The sequence below is a fragment of the Bacillus sp. YC2 genome, assembly GCF_019891195.1.
Classification (GTDB): Bacteria; Bacillota; Bacilli; order Bacillales; family Bacillaceae; genus Bacillus.
In genome coordinates this window covers 675,568-700,379 of record NZ_JAHXDO010000001.1, presented here as the reverse complement: position 1 = coordinate 700,379, position 24,812 = coordinate 675,568, and the positions used below count along the sequence as shown (strand labels likewise).

Sequence of the window (24,812 nt, the reverse complement as noted above, 5' to 3'; positions counted from 1 at the left end):
TCGGAATGAATATAAAAAAAGACGATGTAACGGGCTCGGATGTCATTGCGCTGCTGCAAAATCATCTTCAAAGCATGGCGCTTCATTCTCCGCGGGAAAGCATACACGCGCTCGATGCAGATCGCTTGCGCCAGCCTGATATTACGTTCTGGAGTGCGTGGGACGGGGACGACTTGCTGGGCTGCGGAGCCTTGAAAGAACTTGACAGCCGGCACGGGGAGGTCAAATCGATGAAAACCTCTCCGCAGCATGTAAGAAAAGGCGTGGCCAAACAGCTTCTTTACCATATCATTGAAGAAGCAAGACAGCGCGGCTATCAGAGAATCAGCCTGGAAACCGGTTCAATGGCTGCTTTTCATCCCGCCAGAAGCTTATATGAAAAGGCCGGTTTTCATTACTGTGAACCGTTCGCAAACTACAAAAAAGACCCGAACAGCGTGTTTATGACGTTAGAAATTGCTAAATCCAAATGAATCCTCAGCCGCTTCATTTATATCCGCTGACCCTTTCCCGGTGTGAAGGGTTTTTTTATTGGAAAACTTTCAGGATAACCGAAACATTTCCTTTTCTAACACGTCATATGTCGTGTATACCCAAACCGTTAAAAAATGAAAAGGAAACAACCTAGTCATGTTTTCTTGAACTGTGTTCATGTATAATAAACAATAGTGATTTCCGATGAAAATGTAAGGCGGGATAGAATGAGTCGATACAAGAAACAGCAAAACCCCTATTATCAGGGGGATTTGATTTTTATATTTGGTGTGTTTTTAATTATTAGTATTGCTGCTATTTATGCTGCCGGTCAGTTCGGGCAGTATGGAAGCAATGCTTGGACCAGACAGATTGTCTTTTATGTTATAGGAGCAGGCCTTATTGTTGGCATCATGTACTTCGACTTGGAGCAGCTTGAAAAGCTCAGTTTGTATGTATTAATAGCCGGAGTGTTGTCGCTGCTCCTTTTGCGGGTTGCTCCGGAGTCCATCGCGCCAATTAAAAACGGGGCGAAAAGCTGGTTTAAAATTGGAAGCTTTACACTCCAGCCCTCTGAATTTACGAAAATCGGCATTATGATGATGGTAGCGTCCATTATATCTAAAGCCGGGCCGAAAGATCAAAGATCGCTTCGGGAAGACATCAATTTGCTGTTGAAAATTGCAGCGTGGGCTGTTATTCCGATCGGGCTGATCGTATTGCAGGATGCCGGAACCGGCGCGATATGTCTGTTTATCGTCATGGTGATGGTGTTTATGTCAGGTGTAAACTGGAAGTTAATCACCTTGATTGGCGGTTCGGCCGCTCTCGTAGTCGCGCTTTTCTTAGTGCTTGTGATTGAATTTCCCCATGTGGCGAATTCAATCGGCATTGCGGATTATCAAATCAACAGGATTACATCATGGATGTCTGACTCCAATGCAGCTTCAACCCAGGCTGAGAGTGATAAAAGCTGGCAGGTGGATCAGGCTGTTATGGCGATCGGATCGGGCGGTATCACCGGAAACGGCGTTCATAATTTGAAGGTGTACGTACCTGAGGGGCAGACAGACTTTATCTTCGCGATCTTGGGCGAGAGCTTTGGATTTTTAGGATGTGCCATCGCCGTCGTGATGTTTTTCTTTTTAATTTACAGGCTTGTGGTGCTGATTGACCGACTGCATGCCTTTAACCGATTCGGTGCATTTTTTTGCGTTGGATTTACGGCACTTATCGTGATCCACACGTTCCAGAACATCGGTATGAATATCGGTATTATGCCAGTTACCGGGATTCCGCTGCTGTTTGTCAGCTACGGAGGGAGCTCGGTGCTTTCTACATTGATCAGCTTCGGTATCGTGTATAATGCCAGCGTGCAGCTTACGAAATATAAAAGTTATTTGTTTAATTCCTGATAGAAGGACAGTCCGCATGCGGGCTGTCTTTTTTTATGTTCAGAGCATTTCACTTTTGGCTTTAGTCTTTTTCGGATATGATAAAAGAGAAGGAGGTTCTATACATGAACAATACCATTGAAACCATACTTAATCATCGGTCAATCCGATCATTTACTGACGAGCTTCTGACGTCAGAAGAGATAGATACATTAGTGAAAAGCGCGCAGGCGGCGTCTACGTCCAGCTATGTGCAGGCATATTCCATCATCGGCGTAACCGATCAGGAGAAAAAACGGAAGCTGGCCGAGCTTGCCGGAAATCAGCCTTATGTCGAAAATAACGGGCATTTGTTTGTGTTCTGTGCTGATTTGTACCGCCATAAAAAGCTTGCCGAAGAAAAAGGCGAAGACATTACAGAGCTTCTTGAGAATACGGAAATGTTTATGGTCAGCGTGATTGACGCCGCACTTGCTGCACAAAATGTAAGTGTTGCAGCGGAATCAATGGGGCTTGGCATTTGCTACATCGGCGGCATCCGGAATGAACTAGATAAGGTGACAGAAGTGTTGGAGACGCCAGATCACGTGCTGCCGCTCTTTGGCTTGGTTGTCGGCCATCCCGCTCATCCATCCGGCCAAAAGCCAAGACTTCCGAAACAGGCCGTCTATCATGAAAATGCGTACGATACAAGCGGGGAAAACTTCCGCCGTTATATGAAGGAGTACGATGAAACCATTGCTGCTTATTATGAAAAACGGACAAACGGTAAGCGGGTGGAAACATGGTCTGATCAAATTCTTCAGTTCATGAAACAAAAACCGAGAACCTATTTAAATCAATACGTAAAAGACAAAGGCTTTCAAAAAAATTAAGAAAAAAAACCTCTCCTGACTGACGGGAGAGGTTTTCATGTTTCACGTGTAACATATTTCGACAAAATCGAACATCGTTCATAATTAAATGATCATCCATAGGGGATGCTTACAAGCATACAGAAAGAAAAAACGGCTTGGCAGTGATACGATGTTGATGAGGTGACATTGATGATTTCATTAAGCATATTAGATCAATCTCCGGTATCTGAGGGGCGTACTGCGGAAAATGCGCTTCAGGAAACTGTTAGGCTGGCGCAGGCGGCAGAAGAACTCGGGTATAAGAGATTTTGGGTTTCAGAGCATCATTTTTCAAAACGCTTGGCGGGAGCAAGTCCAGAGGTGCTGATCAGCCATATTGCAGCCAAAACAAGCCGGATTCGTGTGGGTTCTGGAGGTGTGATGCTTCCTCATTACAGCGCCTATAAGGTGGCAGAGAATTTCCGTGTGCTTGAAGGCCTCACTCCGGGAAGAATTGATCTCGGGCTGGGCAGGGCGCCCGGCGGAATGCCTATTGCTTCGTGGGCGCTGAATGACGGCAGCAAGCGCAATGCCGATCAATACCCCCAGCAGATTCGTGAGCTGACGATGTATTTGCATGATTTGGCCGATGACAATCACCGCTTTCCGAATCTGACAGCTTCGCCTCATATCGCAACGGCGCCGGATGTCTGGCTTCTCGGTTCTTCGGGAGAAAGCGCGCTCCTAAGCGCGGAGACGGGGGCAGGCTACATGTTTGCCCATTTTATTAATGGCGATGGCGGAGAAAGTACGACGGCACAATATAAGCGGAGGTTCAAACCTTCCGTATTAGGACAAGAACCAAAAACGGCAGTTGCGGTATTCGTTCTTTGCGCGGACACTGAGGAGAAAGCGGAAGAACTAGCCTCCGTATTGGACTATACGCTGCTTGCAGGGGAGCAGGGGCTTCCGCTGAACGGCGTTCCCGCTTATGAAACCGTCCGCGGCAATTCGTATTCTCCGTATGAGCAAAGACGGATCGCCGATAACCGGAATCGAATGATCATTGGGACAAAGCAGCAAGTGAAGAAGCAGCTTTTGGCGCTTACGAAAGCGTATGGAACCGAAGAAATAATGGCTGTGACCATTACACATCATTTTGAAGATAAACTGCATTCGTACCGGCTGCTTCGTGAGGCATTTGCTGAATCATAAAAAAAGAAACCCTGCTGATGTCAGCAGGGTTGTTTCGTTTATTCAACTGTAAATGGTTTCTCGGTCAGAACCTGGCTTGACTTCCCTTTGTTGGCGGCGTAGGCCAGCATGTAATATTCTCCGGCCGGCAGAGCGGTATCTCCGTTGACCTTGCCGTTCCAGTTAAAATATTGATAGCCTTTGTCTTGTTTTTTGTAGATGCCGGCTTGGCCTACAAAATCAAGGCTGCTGTTATACACAAGGAAGGCGAGTTCTTCCGCTCCGGCAGGAAGATAGGTTTCAATTTGATATGTTCCTTGAGATGTGCCGTCCTGCACTTCAATAGAAGTGACGCGCGGATAGTCCGGCTCTTTCACAATCAGAAGCGTCGGAACTTTGGCGACTGTTTTTCCTCCTTCGCGCACGGTAACTGTTCCTTCATAGGTTCCGGCCTTCACTTTCTTCGCATTGACCTTTACCTTCGCGTTTACTTTTCCGGTTTTGTGCGCAGGGATGACTACCCGGTCTGTGCCTGAAGCGGTAATGCCCGTACCGTTAAACGCGTATTCAAGCTGGTATGACTTTCTGATGGACGATTGGTTTTCGATCGTAAAGGTTTCTTTTTTCGTTTCATTGCCGTTATCTTTCATAAACGTGCCATAGGAATAGCTTCCCGGTGACACGAGAGAGTCCGCTTTGATCGCTTTCATAATTCTGATGCTTCCCGCGCCTTGCGCGTTATGCGGATATACATCACCGTCGGCATCCGTTAAGGTTTCCGCCGTGTTCATGAGAGCGGCTTTTATTTGTTCCGGGCTCCACTTTGGTTTTGCTTGCTTGATGACGGCAACTGCTCCGGCCACATGCGGTGATGCCATGCTTGTTCCTTGCTTTGATCCGTAGCCGTACGGATTGGCGGGATCATGCGTCGGAATTGTGCTGACGATGTTAACGCCCGGAGCTGAGACGTCCGGTTTAATCATCCATGTGTCCATAACGGGTCCGCGTGAAGAGAAGTCCGCCATTTGTTCAGTGAGGGATTTGGAAACAGATAAGCCGAATACCGTCTTGGTGCTGCCCGATTTTATTTGATTGACGAGCTTTTCACCATCCTCCAAAGAAAGCTTGATGGTCGGAACCGCCATGCCCGGTACGTTGGCTTCGATTTCTCCTGATGCGTTGTTATACACAACCATTCCGATCGCGCCGGCTTTTTTTGCATTGTCGGCTTTATCCACAAATGCAATGCTGCCGCGTTTGACGACTGCGATTTTTCCTTTCAGATCTTTTCCTTCAAAATCCTTTTGCTCGCCGAGACCGGCTTCTGCAAGTTCTACTTCTTTTTTATTCAGGGCTTTTATGTCATCTTCTTTGTTGTAGCCCATGACTTTTGCAGAAGAATATGAACCGAATGAGACGGCGTATTCGTTCAGCGGCAGCTGTGTCGCTCCGACGGAGATGGCTTCTCTGGACGTTCCCGGTGATCCGACAGTCCAATTATTCGGTCCGCTGTTTCCGTTTGACGTGACGGCAGCAACGCCTTCAGACATTGCCCAGTCAAGAGCTGTGCTTGTAGCCCAGTCGGGGTTATTTACAGAATTCCCGAGAGAAAGGTTCATGACATTTGCTCCGTCTTGCACGGCGCGTTCGATGCCGGCGATGACGTTTTCAGTCGTGCCGCTTCCCCCCGGACCGAGCACGCGGTAGGCGAGGAGCGTTGCATCAGGCGCCACGCCTTTAATCGTTCCATTTGCCGCTACTGTGCCCGCCACGTGTGTTCCGTGGTCAGTGGATGCGCCTCTCGGATCGCCGGACGGCGTTTCCTCAGGATCATAATCGTTATCCACAAAATCGTATCCTTTATATTGTCCGAAATTTTTCTTTAAATCGGGGTGTTTGTATTCGACGCCCGTATCAATGATGGCGACTTTGACGCCTTTTCCCGTGTAGCCGAGCTTCCACGCATCATTTGCCCCGATGTACGGTGCGCTGTCATCCATCTGCGGGGACACGGCATCTTTGGAAAGGCTGACGTCTTTATCTTTCAGCTGATCGGTGTGATAGGTGACATTCGGATACACCGCTTTGACATTCTGATCACTCAGCAGCTTCGGAATTTCGTTAGCCGGAAGCTTCATGGAGAAACCGGAAAACACCTGCTCGTATTCCCTGTTGATTTTTCCATGTCTGATTGTTTTGAGCGCTTTGTTTTTCACTTTTGCGCGTTCGCTTTTCAGCTTACTTTTTGTTTGTGTTTTGCCGAGTTCCTTCGCTTCGGCCAGAGATTTTTCCTTTAATTCCACAATGACCGTCGTTTGTTTGCCGGTTGTCATATCGATGTCACCGAACACTTCGGCCTTCTCGAGGTCAGGCGATTGCAGCTTTGATGCCGGCGCAGCCTGTGTACTTGTGGATAAGGTAAAGGATAAGATAAAAGCCGGAAGCAGATAACGAATAATGCCTTTTTTCAATGTGTTTCCCCCTTTTTCTTTGTCAAAAATAGAAATCTAGTATATATTTCTCGAAAATTCAAAATAATCCTTGTGTCATATGGATCATTTCTGGGAATTTATCTGTGAATAAGGAGGAGGTTATACACAAAATGCTGTGCATAACTGAATAAATCTGTGCATATATATTGGTGGGAACGAATGTTCCTATACAAAATATAGAAAGTGTTTGTGGATATGTGGATATCACCTGTGTTTAAGCTGTTCTTAACTAAGGGATAACTTGTGTATAACTTTTTAAACCGCTTCTCCATTTTTCACGTCATTTCCATCAGCTTTCAACAAAACTTCTGAAAACTAGTTTGTTTTTTCACTCATATTGTGACAAACAATTTGCCCCGGTTTCGTCTATCATAGTGTCATAGGGTTGCTAGACCCGCTAGTTTTTAAGGGAAAAGGATCGGCCGCCTTTTCCGTTAAAGCGGAGAGAACGAAACAGGCCTGCGAACAGCTGTCTGTCAATAAGAAGCGGAGGGATGATTTGCAATGAAACGTTTTCTGGTATCTTTACGGGTGTGGATGGTCTTTCTGATGAACTGGATGGCGCCGGGTGAAGCAAGATACCCATTAGCTGCCGTGTACGGAAACCAAGGTACATATCAGCAGAATGCAAAGCGGGCAGCCAAAGCATTTTCGCTTGTGAGCCGTGTTCGTTCGGCGGATCTGGCAGATGAAACAAAATCGGCTTGCGGCAGGCAGGATAAGAATCGGTGGATGCCGGTCCGCAAAGAACTGCCGAAACGGGAGCGCGCAGGTCCGGTATCTTTACATCATGTGAAAAAGAGGGTACAATCCCACTAAACATAAGAACGGGAGCGAACCTCTTGAGAATAGACAAAGTATTAAATAACAATGCGGCGTTAATAAAAGAAGACGGACGGGAAAAGATCGTGATGGGTCCCGGAATCGCTTTTCAAAAGAGAAAAAATGATATCATTCAAAAACATAAAATTGAAAAAATATTCGTCGTGCACGACGAAAATGAAAAATTCAAACAAGTGTTAGAAACGCTTCCCGAAGAGCATATAGAAGCGGCTGAAGACATTATCAGCCATGCGGAGGGGGAGCTTGCGGCGCCTCTGAGCGATCATATTCATATTGCCCTGGCGGACCATTTATCCTTTGCGATCGAAAGGATTCAAAACGGCCTTCAGGTGCATAACCGATTGCTCCATGAAATTAAGGCGCTTTATAAAAAAGAATACGAGATCGGCCTCTGGGCGGTCGATCATGTGAAAAAGACCCTTGGGGTTTCTCTGCCTGATGATGAAGCGGGGTATATCGCCCTTCATATCCATACTGCAAAGGTGGATGCCAAAAGTTTGTATTCGGCTATGAAGCATACAACCATGATTAAAGAAATGATCGAAAGGATTGAGGCCTTTTTTCAGCAAAAGATAGATGAGAACAGTATTTCCTATCAGCGCCTCGTCACGCACTTGCGGTATGCGGTCAGCCGGTTGGAATCAAATGAAGCGCTCCATTCCATGGACGAGGAGATGCTTTATTTCATCCAAAAAAAGTATCCGTTTGCTTATCGGTGTGCGCTTGAATTGGCGGCGTTTTTAAAAAATGAATATGAATTGGAACTGCCGGAATCCGAGGCCGGCTATATCACGCTGCATGTCCAGCGTCTTCAAAAACCCTCGGAATAATGTGTCTGTTTGGAGAAACAGACTTTTTTTAATAAAAAATAGTTGACGAAAGCGCTGTCATGAACTAAAATGAAAGCGCATCAAAAAAATGAATCCGGCGGGATTGTGACTGGTAAAGCAGGCAAGACCTAAAATTTGCGTACATGAAGAAGGAATCATAGAGACCTTTTTCGTTGGCGAATTTTAGGTCTTTTTTGTTTTCTGAAAGGGGGAAAAACAATGAATTATCAAGAAACGGCAAAACAGCTTATTAAACATCTCGGAGGAAAATCAAACGTGATCAGCGCGACACATTGCGCGACACGGCTGCGGCTTGTCATTCACGATGAACAAAAGATCAGCCAGGCAGAAATCGAAGAGATGGAAGGGGTAAAAGGGGCTTTCAGCAGCTCGGGACAATACCAGATTATTTTCGGAACCGGCCTCGTGAATAAAGTGTATGACGCTTTTTTTAAAGAAGCCGAACTGGGACAGGACGATCGTGAGACGCATCAGGACGCCGCGAAGCGAAAGATGAATCCGGCCGCAAGATTTGCGAAAACGCTGTCTAACATATTCGTTCCCATCATTCCGGCTATCGTGGCCAGCGGCCTGTTAATGGGACTGCTTGGAATGATGAAGGCTTTTCACTGGATGCCTGAACATTCGCCGCTGTTAAAGCTGCTCGATATGTTTTCAAGCGCGGCTTTTCTCTTCCTGCCGGTTTTAATCGGATACAGCGCGGCGAAGGAATTTGGCGGAAATGCGTATCTCGGCGCGGTGATCGGGGGAATTATGATTCATCCGGGGCTTTTGAACCCGTGGGGGCTTGCCGATGCGTCGCCTGACTACATGGAGCTGTTCGGCTTCAACATTGCGCTTCTCGGCTACCAAGGGACGGTCATCCCCGTGCTTTTAGCCGTTTATATCATGAGCAAGGTGGAAAAAGGGACAAGAAAAGCTGTGCCTCACGCGTTGGATTTATTGGTCACGCCGTTTGTGACTGTGATTGTGACCGGGTTTATCACGTTTATCGCAATCGGGCCGTTTGGCAGAGCAATCGGAACAGGCATTACGGTCTCGTTAACTTATGTATATGATCATGCGGGTATTGCCGCAGGACTCATTTTCGGCGGCCTTTATCCGCTTATTGTACTCACTGGCGTGCACCATAGCTTCCATGCGATTGAGGCCGGCCTCATTGCTGATTTGGGCAGAAACTATATCCTGCCTATTTGGTCAATGGCTAATGTCGCGCAGGGAGCGGCGGGATTGGCTGTGTTTTTCCTGACGAAAAAAGCGAAAACGAAAGAAATCGCCCTGCCTGCCGCGTTTTCTGCTTTTCTCGGTGTAACGGAGCCGATCATCTTCGGTGTCAATCTGAGATACCGCAAGCCGTTTATCGCGGGGATGATCGGCGGAGCGCTGGGAGGCGCCTATGTCGTGGTCACCGGTGTCGCCGCCAACGCCTACGGTCTGACGGGAATCCCGATGATTGCCATCGCGGCTCCGCTCGGCTTAGGGAATCTTTTGCATTATCTCATCGGAATGGGCATTGCCTCGGTGACAGCATTTATCGCCGCTTATGTGATGGGGGCAAAAGAAAAGGAGGAGGTATAAAATGAGTGCACTTGATCAAGAACTCCGCCGCCGCGCCTATGAAGAGAAAGAGAGACTCGGGGAGATTGCAGCATCAGACCCCTATCGCCAGCATTTTCATATTATGCCGCCGGTCGGGCTGTTAAATGATCCGAACGGTGTTATCCAATGGAAGGGAACATATCACTTGTTTTTTCAATGGCAGCCTTTCCATACGGGACATGGGGCTAAATTTTGGGCGCATGTCACGACGCGTGATTTTGTCACGTGGGAAGAGGAAGACATCGCGCTTGCGCCGGGCGAATGGTATGACAAAAACGGCTGTTATTCCGGCAGCGCGATTGCAAAGGATGATCAGCTTTGCTTGATATATACGGGCAATGTAAGGGATGAAAACGGCGATCGGGAAACGTATCAATGCCTTGCAGTATCGGAAGACGGAAAAGTGTTTGAAAAAAAGGGAGTCGTTGCGCATCTGCCGAAAGGCTTTACCGCCCATTTCCGTGATCCGAAGGTGTGGGAAAAAGACGGAACATATTTTATGGTGCTTGGCGCGCAGACAGAAGAACTGGACGGCAGCGCTGTTTTATTCAGATCAGAAAATATGACGGAATGGACGTTTCTCGGCCCGATTGCAGGAGCGGGGTCCGGCAGTCTCGGATCGTTCGGATATATGTGGGAATGCCCCGATTTGTTTTCCCTCGGCGGAACGGACGTGCTGCTTGTATCTCCGCAGGGCCTTGAGGCTGACGGCATCCGATATCAAAACAAACATCAGGCGGGGTATTTTCTCGGACGTCTGAATACGGATACACCTGAGTTTGAGCACGGGGAGTTCACGGAGCTTGACAGAGGGTTTGATTTTTACGCGGCACAGACGCTCGAAGATGACAAGGGACGGAGAATATTGTTTGCGTGGATGGCCGTGCCGGATCAGCACGAGGAAGGCCATCCGACGCACGACTATCATTGGATTCACTGCATGGCCATGCCGAGAGAGCTGTCAGTATCAGGCGGGAAGCTCAGACAGCGCCCTCTCCCTGAAATGAAAGCCCTCCGCACGGATCAGCAGCGATGCCGCCTTCATTTGTCCCATGCGGCGGAGCGGCTTCCGGTGAAGGATGCTGCAAGAACAGAGGTGCTGCTTGAAGACATCTTTACCGAATCAGGCTTTGAAGTGGCAATTCGGGACACGGCCCGTTTTATTTTCAATCCTGAAGAGGGAATGGCAATATTGGAACGCACGGCTTTTAACGGAGAAGAAAATGAAACAAGAGGCTGCGTCATAACTGAGGTGCATACCGTACAGCTGTTTATGGACGCCTCATCAATCGAAATATTTGTGAATAACGGAGAAGAAGTATTCAGCGCTAGGTATTTTCCTTTCCCGGGAAATGATGAGGTAACGGTCATCTCGGAAGGAAGAACAGAAATGAACGTTTCAATTTGGACACTTTGATAGAAAATCGTTCTTTTTTCTTATGTGAAACCTATGCCATCTGTGCTATTCTTCAACGAAAGACTACTATTCTCAGGAATAAAAGGAGTTGTTTTCTTAGTTTTGAAGAATCAGAAGATAACGCCGAAATGTTTACTGGTCAAAGCCGCAAATGAAGTGGAAGATAAGCGGGAAGAATATAAAGAGGTATTGCTCCAGCTGAAACGCATGCTCAAGAGAGCTGAGCCGCATAATGAATGGAGTGAACGGCTCAGCCATACATACGAACAGATGAAGGAATATGCGCTGTTTGTTCAATCGATTGAGACGTTTTTGCGGTCATCGGCGAGAAAAATGAAATAATCCCCCTCTTAACGTGAGGGGGATATTTGTTTATTTATCGCGAAAACGCATCGCTGAATGTTTAGTCGGTCCGATATACTGGTTCAGCGGGAATGATTCCTTAATGGCGGCTGTAATAAATTCTTTCGCCGCGTAAATCGCTTCTTTTACTTCAGCGCCTTTGGCCAGTTCTGCTGTGACAGCGGCAGAGAACGTGCATCCGGCTCCGTGTGTGTACGGAGTATCTATCATTTCGCTCTCCAATACTTCGGCAGTTTCTCCGTCATATAATACGTCGACCGCTTTTTCGTGTTTGAGTTTGCCTCCGCCTGTAATTAACACGTATCGAGCGCCGAGCGCGTGAATTTTTTTTGCTGCTTCTATCATGTCTTCGACTGTTTTTAATTCATCCATTCCGCTGAGCTGGCTCGCTTCAAACAGATTTGGCGTGATGACGGTCGCAAGCGGCGCCAATTGGGTGCGCAGCGCTTCGGCATGCTCCGGATACAGCACTTCGTTTGCTCCTTTGCATACCATCACAGGGTCGATGACGACATTTTTCAGCTGTTTTTCTTTAATCGTTTTTGCCGCAAGCTCTATGATTTCCACGGTAGGGAGCATTCCCGTTTTCATGGCGTCTATGCCGATTCCGTCAACAATCGTCGCAAGCTGTGCGCGAATCGTATCGGCATCGATGGGAAATACTTGGTGATCCCAGCTGTTTTCAGGGTCCATCGCCACGATAACGGTTAAAGCCGTCATTCCGTATACATTTTTTTCTTGAAACGTTTTTAGATCGGCCTGAATTCCCGCGCCGCCGCTTGAATCAGATCCGGCAATAGTTAGTGCTTTATGCATTGACATATCAATGGCCTCCATCATGTTTTATATCTCATTATAGTTAGATTTTCTTCTGATCACAATATGAAAGGCTTAGAGGAATGATTTGACAGCGGTGATGGGGTTGCGTAAAATACCTACATAAGATTACTAGGTAAGGGTGATGGATCATGCTCAACAGGGAGCTTGTTAAGGGAAGCACGGTCATCCTTGTGCTGACCCTGCTGAATGAACGGCCGATGTACGGTTATGAGCTTGTGAAAGAAATGGAAAAAAGAAGCGGGAATGAATTGCAAATGAAGGAAGGCACGCTGTATCCTTCGCTCCACAAGTTAGAACGCCAAGGCTATATTTCTTCTTATTGGGAAAAGCAGGCCAAAGGGCCGGACCGAAAGTATTACCAGATCACAGACGAAGGAAAAGAGATCCTTGCCGAGCGGACGAAAGAATGGAATCTGTTCTCAGCTTTGATGGACCGTATGCTGAAGCGGAGCGGGCAGAATGGATAAAGACCTTTATTTACATGAGATCAGAAAAGGGCTGGAAGATGCGGCAGGCAGCCGTGAATTAATAAAAGAGCTTGAGAATCATATCAATCATGCCTTTGCTGATCACCTCCAAGAAGGAAGAACCGAAAGAGAAGCGATGAAGCTGATTTTGCAGGAGCTGGGGATGCCGTCTGACATTATCAATTCCTATAAGAAAGCACAATCTGTTCCCGCTCGGACGTTTTTGTTATTTCATTTTTTCTGCAACTGGTCGCTCTTTTTAATAGGAACGGTTATTACAATGATGCACACATGGCGGTCTAATCCTGCGGTGGATGCGTTATGGAGCGGAATATCCGTGTCGGTATGGCTGATTTTGATTGGATATGTGCTGTATTGGATCTCGATCGGATATTATGCCGGGAAAGAGTTCGGCGCAGTCGGGAAAAAGCTTGCTGAACGAACGGTATGGGCTTCGATGGTTCCGAATGTATGTTTTATGTTGATCTTTTTATTCAATCTGATTCCGGCGGAGCTGTTTCCTTCGGTGGTTACACCGGATTTTGCTGCAGTGTGCGCCGTTGTGACTGTATGTTTTCCGGTGTGCGGTAAAATTGGCTTTTGCGCAGGCAGGATGAGGCTTGCCTGATCTTTTATACAAATACATAGAATTACTATATAGGAGTGGTGAACATGAGACTGGGTTCATGGATGTACGGTGCATGTGCTCAAATAGCCGTTACTGTTTTTACTGGCTGCGCTCTGCTTCTTACATTGCCTGTTGCTGGATTTTTCGTCTTGCTTCTGGGTGGCCTGCAAGACGCTTTTTTTGCGGCGGCCGGAATTTGTCTTCTTCTCTTATTCTATGCACTGGGCTGGCTTTGGGCTGTTACATTTGCGCGTGAGTGGAAGGTGAAGCTGACGGAGCTTCAGATCAGTTCCCTCATTCCGCTGGCCGGACTGTTATATTTCTACATCGGCAGCGGGGAAAGCATGACTGAGCTCATTCGTAATTGGAATGATGCGGGGTGTGCGATAGTCCCTCCGGCTTTTGTCTTTTTGTGCACTTGTTATGCGATGGTTTTGGTGCCGGTCTATCAGTCTAAGCTTTGGAGCGCTATGAATGCGGGCGGGCTTGATCTGAAAACAATATTGTCCGTTTGGGTTGACCTTCTGCTGATTCTTGTTTTGCTTGCGGGGATGACGTGGATATGTTTCTGATTGATATGATATAAAAATCCCCCTGATCTCTCCGCCGCTTTATGTTTTAATAGAACATGAGAAATATAGCAGAAGGAGCGGATCATGAATATATCTATTGTAATTGTCACGTATAATCGGATTCCGGCATTATGCGAGCTGCTGGAGTCGGTTTCCAAGCAAACGCTGAAGCCTTTTGAAGTGATTATTGTCAATGACGCGGGCGAATCGGTCAATCATGTAAAGCAGCTTTATGCTGATCTGCCGATTCAGGTCATTGATTTAGAAAAAAACGCCGGGCATGTGCTGGCGCGGAACGCCGGTGTAAAGGCAGCGTCAGGTGATTGTATCATGCTGTGCGATGATGATGACTTCATTACGCCGGGCCACCTGGAGAAAATGGCGGCAGAGCTTACAGATGCTGATTTTGTCCATTCTGACGCGGAAATTGTGTCATTTGAAGAACGGGACGGTACGAGATATCCGCTGTCACGGCAGCCATTCGCCTATACGGCGGACTATGAAGACATGCGGGTGTTTTCCACATATGTTCCGTCCGGCAGCATGTACAGACGTTTCCTTCACGATGCGTTAGGGTATTTTGATCCAAGCGTCCACAATTATTGGGACTGGGACTTTTATTTGCGTGCAGCGAAAGAATACCGGGTAAAGCGTGTCCCTTGCGCCAGCGTCATCTATGCCTTTTCTGAGGCGGGCGGCAATCAATCCGCGGATCTCGGCGCCAAGCGGAAGCAGTATTTAGACCGTTTAAGCGAAAAGCACGGGCTCGGGGAGCTTCCGACGAAAAACTTTGCGGTTCTCCTAGAGGAACCCGATATGAAAAGGCGGAAGGCCCCAACCGATATCGTGTGGGACGGCAAGCCCGTCTATTCCAGACTGCACAGCTTATAAGGGAGGCGGACAGCTTGAAGCAGCTTTTAAAAGACAGCTGGTGGAATCAGCTGAAAGATGAATTTGAAAAACCGTATTATCAAGAGCTGAGGGAGATGCTGAAACAGGAATACAGCAGCCAAACCATTTTTCCGGACAGCCATGATATTTATAATGCCTTGCATTATACGGCATACGAGGATGTAAAAGCGGTGATTCTCGGCCAAGATCCGTATCACGGGCCGGGGCAGGCGCACGGGCTGAGCTTTTCCGTTCAGCCTGGGGTAAGGCAGCCGCCGTCATTGAAAAATATTTTTATAGAGCTTCAGGATGATATCGGCTGCTCCGTTCCGAATCACGGATCGCTCGTCAGCTGGGCGAAGCAGGGGGTTCTTCTGTTGAACACGGTGCTCACGGTGCGGCGCGGCCAGGCGAACTCCCACAAGGGAAAAGGCTGGGAGCAGCTGACTGACCGTATCATTGATGTGCTGAATGAAAGAGAGAGGCCGGTTATCTTCATTTTATGGGGCCGTCACGCGCAGATGAAAAAAGAGCGCATCGACACGTCGAAGCACGTCATTATTGAATCCACTCACCCAAGTCCGTTTTCGGCTAGGAACGGTTTTTTCGGGAGCAAACCGTTTTCGCGGACGAATGCAGCCCTTGAGAAAATGGGGGAACAGCCGATTGATTGGTGTATCTCCGATCTGCCGCAATAAACGATTTTGCAGGCGCTTCTGCTGGTGCGGAAGCGTCTTTTTACGCCCGGTGCATTGTTTATCAGAAAAAATGACAAACTCATTTCTGCGGATCGGTCAGAAATTTGATAAAATGCAGGAAGAAGACAAATTGAATGTTGGAGGCTTTCTCATGAATATACATATCTCTGCTTTGATTCAGAAAATGGAAGAAGAGCTGAGGCAGGCAAAAACGGCGTCTCGGGACGAGGAGGTCAAGATGCATGTGGCGGCTGTCCGTTCTTTGTGTGATGTCGTGCTCGACAGGCAGAGCCGTCCGGCTTCCGCGCCGCCTCAGGCACCGATCTCTAAAGCGACGCCAAGCCCTTCAGCATCTCCTTCGACAGACCCGCTGCTTCTTGAAAAAATGATGGGCAGCGCCGGGCTGAACCAATATCAGAAAAAAGGTAAAGACGAACGTGAAGAAGACGGAAACGGAGATTCCATTTTCGATTTCTAATAGGAAAGGTTGATTGACTTGAAATTGATACTCGGGGGTTTGCAATGGACGGCATTTATGATTGCGGCGGCAATTGTGGTTCCGGTCGCCATTGCGCAATCTTTTCACTTGAATCATGCCGATTCAGCCGCATTGATTCAAAGTACGTTTTTTGTGCTTGGTATCGCCGCGGTCATCCAATGTCTCCAGGGACACCGTCTGCCGATTAATGAAAGCCCGGCAGGATTATGGTGGGGCGTATACACCATTTACGGCGGACTGACGGGCACGGTGTTTGCGACATTCGGCGAGACACTGCGGGCACTGCAGGGAGCGCTGTTGTTAAGCGCTGTCTTTTTCTTTTTGTTCAGTCTCTTTAAAGTGATTGAACGGCTTGCCGTGCTGTTTACGCCGGTGGTGACGGGCGTTTATCTGCTGCTTTTGGTCATGCAGCTGAGCCAGCCGATAGTGAAAGGACTTTTAGGCATCGGCTATTTAAAAAACAGCGTGGACGGCCTTGTATTCGGGCTTGCCATGGTTGTGACCGCGGCAATGTTCATTATGTCCAGGTCGAACATCACGTTTTTAAGACAATATGCGATCCTCCTTTCGCTTGTCGGCGGTTGGATTCTATTTGCTGTCGCCGGAGCGGCCAAACCGATTCAGATACCGGATCACATCATTCAATTGCCGTCTCTTTTTCCGTTTGGGAAGCCGGTTTTTGACAGCGGTCTGATCATCACCTCGCTATTCATTACCGTTTTGCTGATTGTCAACATGCTGGCAAGCATCAGAGTGGTCGAGGCTGCGGTAAAAAAATTCGGGAACAAACCAGGAGAGCGGCGTGAGCGCCCGGCCGGATTTGCGGCATCGTTCAGCCACCTCTTGAGCGGACTGACGGGAGGGGTTGCGCCGGTTCCGATTTCAGGGGCGGCCGGTTTCATTGAGACGACGAAGCTCCCGTCGAAAAAGCCGTTTCTTCTCGGTAGTGTATTTGTCATCATTATCAGTATGATTCCTTTATTTATGAATGCGTTTGCGAGTCTGCCGTCACCTGTAGGCTTCGCTGTAAACTTCGTCGTGTTCTCTACGATGGCCGGCATCGCGTTCACTGAATTTGATGCGTATGAAAAAACAGAACAAAAAAGAATCCGCTCGGTGATCGGTCTGTCGCTTTTGGCGGGTGTCGGGGTGATGTTTGTTCCTGAAAGCGCATTATCAGGCATGCACCCGATTTTGATTTCTCTATTAAGCAACGGGCTTGTGCTGGGAACACTGATGGCGATAGCAGCGGATCAAATCCAGCTCTTCAAAAAGAAAAAATCCGACAATCTCGTGTCATCGGACGGCGGGCGTTGAATTTTGCCGGTGATGGGTTATGATTGAATTGGATACTTTACCGAAAAGGCGGGAGAAAAACAGATGAAAGTGTTTATTATATTAGGCGCAATTAACGCTTTATTGGCTGTGGCGCTCGGCGCTTTTGGCGCGCACGGACTTGAAGGAAAAATTCCCGATAAGTATTTGCAGGTGTGGCATACTGGCGTGCAGTATCATATGTATCACGCGCTCGGTCTCTTGGCTGTCGCGTTTCTGGCGGAAAAGCTGTCAGGCGCAGGCGGCATCACGGTTGCGGGCTGGCTGATGTTTGCGGGGATCGTGCTGTTTTCCGGAAGCCTGTACGTATTGAGCGTGACGCAAATCTCCATTCTCGGAGCGATCACACCGCTTGGCGGCGTGGCGTTTATCGTTTCATGGATTATGATTGTCGTCGCGGCAGTCAAATATTTATAAAGAAAAAAAGCCAATCCTCTGACAAACGAGTGATTGGCTTTTTCCTTTATCTTGGCGAATAAGAGGCCATGGAGTACGGATAGGTGTATGCTATTTCTTCGTCAAACGTGATGTAATCAAGATAAATGGTCAAAAGCAAATAACGGGTGCCCGTTTTCGGATCGCTGATAATAATATGGTCACGTCCAGCCGCTTGGATAACGCCGCGGAAAATCTTCGAGTTCCATTCCTTACTGTTTTCAAACGTCATATAAATCGTCGCCGTCCTGCCCCGATTCAAACGAAGAATATTTTCAATGTATGACTCTTCAATCGGCAGCATGCCGGGAACGTTTTGTGACGGGGAAGAGGTGGCCGGTCCTGACGGAATCTGAAATCCCCCGCCGCCGCCGCCCTGCTGCTGTTGCTGCTGGCCCGGAAATCCGCCGCCAAATCCGCCGCCAAAGCCCTGCTGGCCTTGCGGGCCTTGCTGCATCGGAATTTGCTGCTGCATCGGCATCATCTGCGGTCCTTGGCCCTGCGGCTGCGGGTAAGGATTTGCCCCGAATTGCGGCTGGTATCCCTGCATATCCATCCCCTGCATTTGCTGATATTGATTCTTTTTCGGTTTCATATTGATCCTCCTTTGATGAAAACCTCTTGGTGCTGAAACCTCCTGACTTGTATCAAACAACCGTCATGTGCGGCTGCCGCTTTATCTATTCCACCATATGAGCCGCCAAAGAGAATTATGCGAAAAAAGAAAACGTGCCGACAGCCGAATGCCCCATCCGGGCTTTTTTTTTGTACGTTCCGTGCTGACTTTTCGCATAATAGTCTGTATTCCTAGCGCATCTCACGCATAACGAACATATGATAGCGGTAGTTTCAGGTGCGAAAAGGGGGTGACGAGTTGCCTAAAGTGTCAGTGATCATGACGAGTTATAACAAAAGTGACTATGTGGCCCGCTCTATTAAAAGCATTCTTTCGCAGACATTCACTGATTTTGAGCTTTTTATTATGGATGACAATTCAAATGAAGCAACACTGGCGGAAATACGTCCTTTTCTCACGGATGCCCGGGTTCGGTTTTATAAAAGCGATGTGTCGGGCGTCAAAGAAAGAACGGAAAAAACGCGATATGCAGCGCTGATCAATCAAGCGATAGAAATGGCAGAGGGCGAGTATGTGACGTATGCGACCGACGACAACATTTACATGCCGGACCGTCTCGAGAAAATGGTGAATGAGCTTGATTCTGACCGGGAGAAAGCAGTGATCTATTCAAGCTCCAAAACCTATCATCTGAATCAGCATCAAGAGGTTGTGAAGGAGACTGTCAGACCCGCTGAGCAGATGGTGTGGAATGCGCCGTGCGCGATTGACCATTGCTCGGTTATGCACCGATTTTCCGTGCTGGAGACCGTCAAAGAAGCATTCGGCTCCTATTGGGATGAGAGTCCTGCGTTTTACCGGATCGGTGACGCCCGTTTCTTTTGGAGAGTCAATCATTTTTATCCGTTTTATCCGATTTCTGAGGAGCTTGACCTTAATTACATTACCGATCAATCGATTCATTATCAGCTCTTTGCCGAGGAGAAAAATGAGTTTGTGCACAATTTGCCTCCTCAAAACACGTGCCGCGAGCTGAGGGAATCATTAAAAAAGCTTAGAAGGGGGTGAGGGCTTGTCGGCATACTTAGCGAACTATTGGGTGCTGTACCGGCAATATATTGACCTTTTTCAAACCCTTCGCTACAAGGACATTCCGCTTGCATTGATCAGTAATTTTTACCAATATATCAGCCCTGAGCTTCGGGAGAGCATGGAAGAGAACCCAGAGATTTTCGGGCCGGCCGACCAGCATGTCCTGGAGGCTCATATTCAGCCTTATTTTGATGAAAAGAAGCAAACCATTAAGAAAACAAACGAGACATCGGGAGAAGGAAAGCTGATTTTGCATTTCGACCATCTCCGGTTTACCGAGGGCAACTACCGGCAATTTGATCCGGAAAAAACGGCTGTATTAGCCAGATGGAGCCTGCCGGATCATTGCGGACTGCCCGTTATTTGCAAATTGGACCTGAACGGGGAGGGCAAAAAAGGAAATCCCGACCATTATATTGAAAAAGCCCAATCGATTCTGGAAAAACTCAGCAGCCACCCGGCTTTTGGGAGCAGCGCATTTCAGGAACGCTTATTTAAAGATATTCCGCTATTTATTGAAGCGATTGACGCCATTGACGTTTTGTTTGCGGCTGAAAACATTTCCGCAGTCGTTGTCGGCACGACAGAAGATATTTACAGCCGGGTGCTCGCGCTGATGTGTGCGAAACGAAATGCCGTCAGCATCTGTCTCCAGCACGGGGCGCTCATGGGAGACGAAGCGTTTCTGCCCGTGTTTACGGACTATCAGGCCGTGTTTGGCGCTTATGAAGCGGAGTGGTACAAACAGAAAGGCTGCCGGGCTGAACAAATCATCATAACGGGTCATCCCCGCTTCGACGATATTTTCTCAAAAGAGCCGATCGATAAGGATGTGTTTTACCGCAAGCTGTCCTTTCTCCCGTCGCGGCAGACGGTGCTGATCGCCACACAGCCGTTCTCCGATGAATTTTACACCGGGGTGCTGGAGGAGCTTGTAAAGCATAAGCACATTCAGCTGATCATCAAGCCTCATCCGTGGGAGATCGGGAAAAATAAGCTTGATGTCTACAATCAGGTGTTACGGAAACAAAAAGCCTGCAAAATCATCAAAAAAGAGATGAGTCTGTATGATATTCTCCCGTATGTTGATGCTGCAGTGACACAAACATCCACGGTCGGCCTGGAAGCGATGCTGTTCCAAAAACCCGTTCTGATCGGAAAATCAGCCGGGACCCGCCCTTACCCTTATTATCATTCTCTCGGGGAATTTGCTTTTGATGACCCGAAAGCACTCGCCCAAAAATTGATCAGTGTATGCAGCAGCCCTGACGAATATCAAAAGGCAGAGCATGCGCGCCGGGCTTTTATCGCGGCTAATTATCCGGTTCAGGAGTCGGCGGCTGCCTTATGTGATGTCTTGCAAGAAAAAACAGGAGTCGACTTCAGACGGGTTGACCCTTTATAAAAAAGATAGGAGCGCAAAGAAAATGGTGCAAAAAAGATCAACCTTTCTTCCCTATTCATTGCCGATGATCGGGAAGGAAGAAATTCAGGAGGTCATTGATACGCTTGAATCGGGCTGGCTTTCGAAGGGGCCGAAAGTAGAGGCGTTTGAAAAAGCATTTGCGGCCTGGACAGGGGCAAAACACGCGGTCGCGCTGAATTCGTGTACCGCCGCTTTATTTTTGGCGCTGAAGGCGAAAGGGATCGGCCCGGGCGATGAGGTCATCACGTCAGCGCTGACGTTCAGCTCAACCGCCAATACGATCGTTCATACAGGCGCCGTTCCTGTGTTTGTCGATATTGATCCGTTTACGCTTAATGCGGACCCTGAGAAGATCGAGGCGGCTGTCACTCCGCGGACAAAGGCGGTCGTACCCGTTCACTTCGGCGGTCAGTCGTGTAACATGGATGAAATATTAGCCATTGCCCGCAAGCATCAGCTTTTTGTCTTAGAGGACGCGGCACACGCCGTGTACACCACTTATAAACAGAAAATGGTCGGATCAATCGGAGACGCGACGGCATTCAGCTTTTACGCGACCAAAAACCTGGCGACGGGCGAAGGCGGCATGCTGACAACCGATGATGACGCGCTCGCCGATCAGATCAGGGTGCTCAGCCTTCACGGCATGAGCAAAGGGGCGTGGAACCGCTACTCCTCAAACGGGAGCTGGTACTATGAGGTCGAAACGCCCGGCTACAAAATGAATATGTTTGATCTTCAGGCAGCGCTTGGGCTTCATCAGCTGAAACGGATTGACGGCATGCAGAAACGAAGAACGGAGATTGCGCTCCGCTATCAGGACGCTTTCAGCCAAATCAAAGGGCTCACCGTCCCGTATGTCAGTGATGACGGGCGCCACGCCTGGCATTTGTATGTCCTCCAAGTAGAGGAAAAGGAGGCCGGAATCAGCAGGAATGAGATGATTAACGCTTTAAAGGATCAATACAATATCGGCACGAGCGTCCACTTTATTCCGGTTCCGTTTCACCCGTATTATCAGAAAACGTACGGATATAAAGAGTCTGATTTCCCGGCTGCAGCAGCCTATTATAAACGGACTGTGTCCCTTCCTCTTTATCCTTCCATGACAGACGATGATGTCGGGGACGTCATTTTTGCCGTCCGGGATATCCTCAAAGGGGCTGATTAGGTGTACACGCTGAAAGAAAATCTTCCGCAAGATGTGATTTTTGCATTTTTGCAAGACAAAGGGATTCAGCCTGAAACGTATGAATCATCGCTTGGCTTATTAGAGGAAAACAGCCTTCAAGGCGTGATCTTATACGAAACTTCCCCGTGGGAAAGCGACTTGTTCCAAAAGCATATGATCAATGTGAAGCTTGCCGCCGCAAACAGCACAGGGCAGCTCAAAAAGCTGTTTCAGGAATTTTACGCAGCGAGGCGGGCGGACGGCACTGACTTTATGTTTATCAAAATACCGGCTGAGGATGTCGGTGCCATGCAAGTGGTTCAGCAGCTCCCGTCCTCCTATTTTGTCGGCAGTCTGTTTAAGCTTGTCAGCCCGGTGCGTGTCTATAATCAGGCTCCCCCGTTTGAGCTTGCCGAAGCCGGGCCCGGCGACACGGAGGATATTTGCCGGCTGGCACGCGACGCCTTTACAAAAAGCAGGTATTATCATGACCCCCATATCAGCTATGAGAACGCAAACCGTCTGTTTGAAGAGTGGGCGCGGAACAATGCCGAGGGGAGAGCTTCTTTAAACATCGTCGCGATATCAAAAGGTGAAATCGTCGGCTTTGTTCAGGGGCTGTCAAAGGGCGATGAATTCGTCCTTGATCTGATGGCGGTAAAGCCGGGTTTTGAAGGAAAAGGAGCGGGATATCATTTAGCGGCGCACATTATTGAACAATCGAGGCGTTTTCAGCATAGAACTGTATCAGCAGGAACACAGCTTCACAATGTCAGGGCGATCCGTCTGTATGAAAGAATGGGATTTGCCGCGGAAAAGTCCTATTACTACTATCATGTGTGGCCGGCGAAGGAGGCGGACTAATGGCATCGTGTCAAATCGGATCTAAGTCAATCGGAGAAGACTCGCCTGTATTTATCATTGCAGAAGCGGGCATAAATCATGACGGGAAGCTGAGCCAGGCATTTGCATTGATAGACGCCGCCAGTGAAGCCGGAGCGGACGCGGTCAAATTTCAAATGTTTCAAGCTGACAAAATGTATCAGAAAGATCCCGGCTTGTACAAAACAGCAGCCGGAAAAAACGTATCTATTTTTTCTTTAGTGCAGTCAATGGAAATGCCCGCTGAATGGATTGAACCATTGCTAGAATATTGTAAGAAAAAAGGGGTGCTTTTTTTAAGCACCGTATGTGACGAAGGCTCCGCAGACTTATTGTATGCAACCGCGCCGCCTGCATTTAAAATTGCCTCCTATGAACTGAACCATCTGCCGCTTTTGAAATACGTCGCAAAGCTGAACACGCCGATTATTTTTTCAACAGCGGGGGCTGACATTTCAGATATTCAAGAGGCTTACAAAACGATTACATCCGAGGGAAACAAAAAGATTGCGATCATGCACTGTGTAGCGAAATACCCTGCGCCGCCCGAATACAGCAATCTGAGCGTTATCCCGATGCTCGCCGCGGCTTTTCCGGATGCGGTGATCGGTTTTTCAGACCACAGCGCGCACCCGTATGAAGTCCCGTGTGCGGCTGTCAGGTTAGGCGCGAAACTGATAGAAAAGCATTTTACGATAGACAAAAACCTGCCCGGCGCCGATCATTCATTTGCCCTTAATCCGGACGAATTAAAAGAAATGGTCACAGCGATCAGAGCCGTTGAAGATGAGCTGAAGCAGGGGATCCGCGCACCGGTATCAGAAACGCTGTCAGGAAGCTCGCACAAAACGACGACGGCGATTGAAGGGGATATCAGAAAATTTGCGTACAGAGGCATCTTTTCAACAGCTCCGATTCAAAAAGGCGAGACCTTAACGGCGGACAACATAGCCGTCCTTCGCCCCGGCCAAAAACCGCAGGGGCTTCATCCGCGGTATTTTGAGCTTCTGACTGACGGGGTGTGTGCGGCCAGGGACATCCCTGCCGACACGGGCATCACATGGGATGATCTTTTGACGAAAGGCGTCTCTGGCCATGACTGATATTCTGTTCATCATTCAGGCGAGGATGGGGAGTGAACGGCTTCCCGGCAAAGTGCTTCGCCCGCTCGGGGAGCAAACCATATTGGACATCATCGTCAGCAGAGTCCGGCAAAGCGCGTACTACGAGGAAAAGCGAGACAATCTGATCATTGCCGCCTCTGACAGCGAGACCGACGACATCTTGGAGGATCATTGCCGGTGCAAGCAATACCGCGTGCACCGCGGCAGTGAACACCGCGTGCTCGATCGGTTCGCAGAGGTGATTGAACGGGTAAAACCATCCATTGCAGTCAGGCTGACGGGTGACAATCCGTTTGTCGACCCTTCGCTGCTTGATACGATGATCACAGCGCACATAAAAGAAAAAGCCGACTACACGTATGTCAACAATACGCCGCTCGGTATCGGCGGCGAGGCGGTAAACGCAAGCCTGCTGACGGACATCAGTGCCGACAAAACGCTTGCAGACAAGTATCAAGAGCATGTGACGCTGTATGTAAGAGACTGCCCTGAGCGGTACCGTCTGCTGTTTCCGGACCCTCCTGAGAGCCTCCGCGCCCCTCATTTACGACTGACCGTGGATACCGAGGAGGACTATCAATTAGCCCGCGCCCTGTATCAAAAAGCGGGGGCGCGGCCCGATGTTCCGGCAAAAGAACTGATCCGTCTGCTGAACATCCATCCCGAGCTCGCGGCGATCAATAAAATGATACGGCAAAAAGAGGCTGATTAG

General features: G+C 48.5%; 26 protein-coding genes. 23 read left to right on the top strand and 3 right to left on the bottom strand.

All coding sequences use genetic code 11. The features are described from left to right. Positions 1 to 5 precede the first annotated feature (5 nt). The 4 genes from KY305_RS03535 to KY305_RS03520 all read left to right on the top strand — a co-directional run bounded on the left by KY305_RS03535 (position 6) and on the right by KY305_RS03520 (position 3,919). Positions 6 to 473, top strand: a complete 468-nt coding sequence (locus KY305_RS03535; protein ID WP_223061372.1) for a GNAT family N-acetyltransferase — start codon at positions 6 to 8, stop codon at positions 471 to 473. 228 nt (positions 474 to 701) lie between these two features. Continuing rightward, positions 702 to 1,889: an FtsW/RodA/SpoVE family cell cycle protein gene (locus KY305_RS03530; protein WP_223061371.1), complete on the top strand. Its 1,188-nt coding sequence runs from the start codon at positions 702 to 704 to the stop codon at positions 1,887 to 1,889. Between the two features lie 104 nt (positions 1,890 to 1,993). Beyond that, positions 1,994 to 2,743 (top strand): oxygen-insensitive NADPH nitroreductase, encoded by a 750-nt coding sequence (nfsA, locus tag KY305_RS03525; RefSeq protein WP_223061370.1) that lies wholly within the window; start codon positions 1,994 to 1,996, stop codon positions 2,741 to 2,743. 171 nt (positions 2,744 to 2,914) lie between these two features. After that, positions 2,915 to 3,919, top strand: coding sequence for an LLM class flavin-dependent oxidoreductase (locus KY305_RS03520; RefSeq protein WP_223061369.1), 1,005 nt, complete (start codon positions 2,915 to 2,917; stop codon positions 3,917 to 3,919). A 38-nt stretch (positions 3,920 to 3,957) separates the two neighbouring features. Here KY305_RS03520 and KY305_RS03515 read toward each other — a convergent pair whose 3' ends face one another. After that, positions 3,958 to 6,369: a S8 family peptidase gene (locus KY305_RS03515; protein WP_223061368.1), complete on the bottom strand. Its 2,412-nt coding sequence runs from the start codon at positions 6,367 to 6,369 to the stop codon at positions 3,958 to 3,960. Between the two features lie 525 nt (positions 6,370 to 6,894). Here KY305_RS03515 and KY305_RS03510 point away from each other — a divergent pair. From KY305_RS03510 to KY305_RS03490, 5 genes are all read left to right on the top strand, one after another. Further along, positions 6,895 to 7,209, top strand: coding sequence for a hypothetical protein (locus KY305_RS03510; protein WP_223061367.1), 315 nt, complete (start codon positions 6,895 to 6,897; stop codon positions 7,207 to 7,209). A 23-nt stretch (positions 7,210 to 7,232) separates the two neighbouring features. Continuing rightward, positions 7,233 to 8,063: a PRD domain-containing protein gene (locus KY305_RS03505; protein ID WP_223061366.1), complete on the top strand. Its 831-nt coding sequence runs from the start codon at positions 7,233 to 7,235 to the stop codon at positions 8,061 to 8,063. Between the two features lie 219 nt (positions 8,064 to 8,282). Then, positions 8,283 to 9,662, top strand: coding sequence for a sucrose-specific PTS transporter subunit IIBC (locus tag KY305_RS03500; RefSeq protein WP_223061365.1), 1,380 nt, complete (start codon positions 8,283 to 8,285; stop codon positions 9,660 to 9,662). Position 9,663: 1 nt separating this feature from the next. Next, positions 9,664 to 11,100, top strand: coding sequence for a sucrose-6-phosphate hydrolase (locus KY305_RS03495; protein ID WP_223061364.1), 1,437 nt, complete (start codon positions 9,664 to 9,666; stop codon positions 11,098 to 11,100). A 102-nt stretch (positions 11,101 to 11,202) separates the two neighbouring features. Next, positions 11,203 to 11,442 (top strand): hypothetical protein, encoded by a 240-nt coding sequence (locus KY305_RS03490; protein WP_214800081.1) that lies wholly within the window; start codon positions 11,203 to 11,205, stop codon positions 11,440 to 11,442. A gap of 30 nt (positions 11,443 to 11,472) precedes the next feature. On the opposite strand, the gene KY305_RS03485 is transcribed toward KY305_RS03490, so the two are convergent. Beyond that, positions 11,473 to 12,285: a bifunctional hydroxymethylpyrimidine kinase/phosphomethylpyrimidine kinase gene (locus KY305_RS03485; protein ID WP_223061363.1), complete on the bottom strand. Its 813-nt coding sequence runs from the start codon at positions 12,283 to 12,285 to the stop codon at positions 11,473 to 11,475. Positions 12,286 to 12,431: 146 nt separating this feature from the next. Here KY305_RS03485 and KY305_RS03480 point away from each other — a divergent pair, with 146 nt between their 5' ends. From KY305_RS03480 to KY305_RS03445, 8 genes are all read left to right on the top strand, one after another. Continuing rightward, on the top strand, positions 12,432 to 12,770 hold the full coding sequence (locus KY305_RS03480) for a PadR family transcriptional regulator (protein WP_223061362.1): 339 nt from the start codon (positions 12,432 to 12,434) through the stop codon (positions 12,768 to 12,770). Continuing rightward, on the top strand, positions 12,763 to 13,398 hold the full coding sequence (locus KY305_RS03475; RefSeq protein WP_223061361.1) for a DUF1700 domain-containing protein: 636 nt from the start codon (positions 12,763 to 12,765) through the stop codon (positions 13,396 to 13,398). The genes KY305_RS03480 and KY305_RS03475 overlap by 8 nt, the downstream gene beginning before the upstream one ends. Positions 13,399 to 13,442: 44 nt before the next feature. After that, positions 13,443 to 13,970, top strand: coding sequence for a hypothetical protein (locus tag KY305_RS03470; RefSeq protein ID WP_223061360.1), 528 nt, complete (start codon positions 13,443 to 13,445; stop codon positions 13,968 to 13,970). Between the two features lie 84 nt (positions 13,971 to 14,054). Next, complete coding sequence (locus KY305_RS03465) at positions 14,055 to 14,861, top strand: glycosyltransferase family 2 protein (protein ID WP_223061359.1); 807 nt, start codon at positions 14,055 to 14,057, stop codon at positions 14,859 to 14,861. Between the two features lie 14 nt (positions 14,862 to 14,875). Next, positions 14,876 to 15,559, top strand: coding sequence for a uracil-DNA glycosylase (locus KY305_RS03460; protein WP_223061358.1), 684 nt, complete (start codon positions 14,876 to 14,878; stop codon positions 15,557 to 15,559). A 70-nt stretch (positions 15,560 to 15,629) separates the two neighbouring features. After that, positions 15,630 to 16,037: a YwdI family protein gene (locus tag KY305_RS03455; RefSeq protein ID WP_223061623.1), complete on the top strand. Its 408-nt coding sequence runs from the start codon at positions 15,630 to 15,632 to the stop codon at positions 16,035 to 16,037. An 18-nt stretch (positions 16,038 to 16,055) separates the two neighbouring features. After that, a complete protein-coding gene (locus KY305_RS03450) occupies positions 16,056 to 17,375 on the top strand; it encodes a purine/pyrimidine permease (RefSeq protein ID WP_223061357.1) in 1,320 nt (439 codons plus the stop codon). A gap of 63 nt (positions 17,376 to 17,438) precedes the next feature. Further along, positions 17,439 to 17,810 carry a DUF423 domain-containing protein gene (locus KY305_RS03445; protein WP_061522446.1) on the top strand — a complete coding sequence of 124 codons (372 nt, stop codon included), beginning with the start codon at positions 17,439 to 17,441 and terminating at the stop codon, positions 17,808 to 17,810. 46 nt (positions 17,811 to 17,856) lie between these two features. Here the strand turns inward: KY305_RS03445 and gerQ are convergent, their stop codons facing one another. Then, the gene (gene gerQ, locus KY305_RS03440) at positions 17,857 to 18,423 is read right to left on the bottom strand and encodes a spore coat protein GerQ (protein WP_223061356.1); all 567 of its coding nucleotides are present in this window, start codon (positions 18,421 to 18,423) and stop codon (positions 17,857 to 17,859) included. Between the two features lie 279 nt (positions 18,424 to 18,702). Here gerQ and KY305_RS03435 point away from each other — a divergent pair, with 279 nt between their 5' ends. Genes KY305_RS03435 through KY305_RS03410 form a run of 6 tightly spaced genes read left to right on the top strand, consistent with a single transcriptional unit; the run spans position 18,703 to position 24,812 of the window. Further along, positions 18,703 to 19,473, top strand: a complete 771-nt coding sequence (locus tag KY305_RS03435) for a glycosyltransferase family 2 protein (RefSeq protein WP_223061355.1) — start codon at positions 18,703 to 18,705, stop codon at positions 19,471 to 19,473. Between the two features lie 4 nt (positions 19,474 to 19,477). Then, positions 19,478 to 20,902 (top strand): capsular polysaccharide export protein, LipB/KpsS family, encoded by a 1,425-nt coding sequence (locus tag KY305_RS03430; protein WP_223061354.1) that lies wholly within the window; start codon positions 19,478 to 19,480, stop codon positions 20,900 to 20,902. 22 nt (positions 20,903 to 20,924) lie between these two features. Next, positions 20,925 to 22,094 (top strand): DegT/DnrJ/EryC1/StrS family aminotransferase, encoded by a 1,170-nt coding sequence (locus KY305_RS03425; protein WP_223061353.1) that lies wholly within the window; start codon positions 20,925 to 20,927, stop codon positions 22,092 to 22,094. Continuing rightward, a complete protein-coding gene (locus KY305_RS03420) occupies positions 22,095 to 22,958 on the top strand; it encodes a GNAT family N-acetyltransferase (protein WP_223061352.1) in 864 nt (287 codons plus the stop codon). Beyond that, positions 22,958 to 24,079 carry an N-acetylneuraminate synthase family protein gene (locus KY305_RS03415; RefSeq protein WP_223061351.1) on the top strand — a complete coding sequence of 374 codons (1,122 nt, stop codon included), beginning with the start codon at positions 22,958 to 22,960 and terminating at the stop codon, positions 24,077 to 24,079. The genes KY305_RS03420 and KY305_RS03415 overlap by 1 nt, the downstream gene beginning before the upstream one ends. Beyond that, on the top strand, positions 24,072 to 24,812 hold the full coding sequence (locus KY305_RS03410; protein WP_223061350.1) for a cytidylyltransferase domain-containing protein: 741 nt from the start codon (positions 24,072 to 24,074) through the stop codon (positions 24,810 to 24,812). The genes KY305_RS03415 and KY305_RS03410 overlap by 8 nt, the downstream gene beginning before the upstream one ends.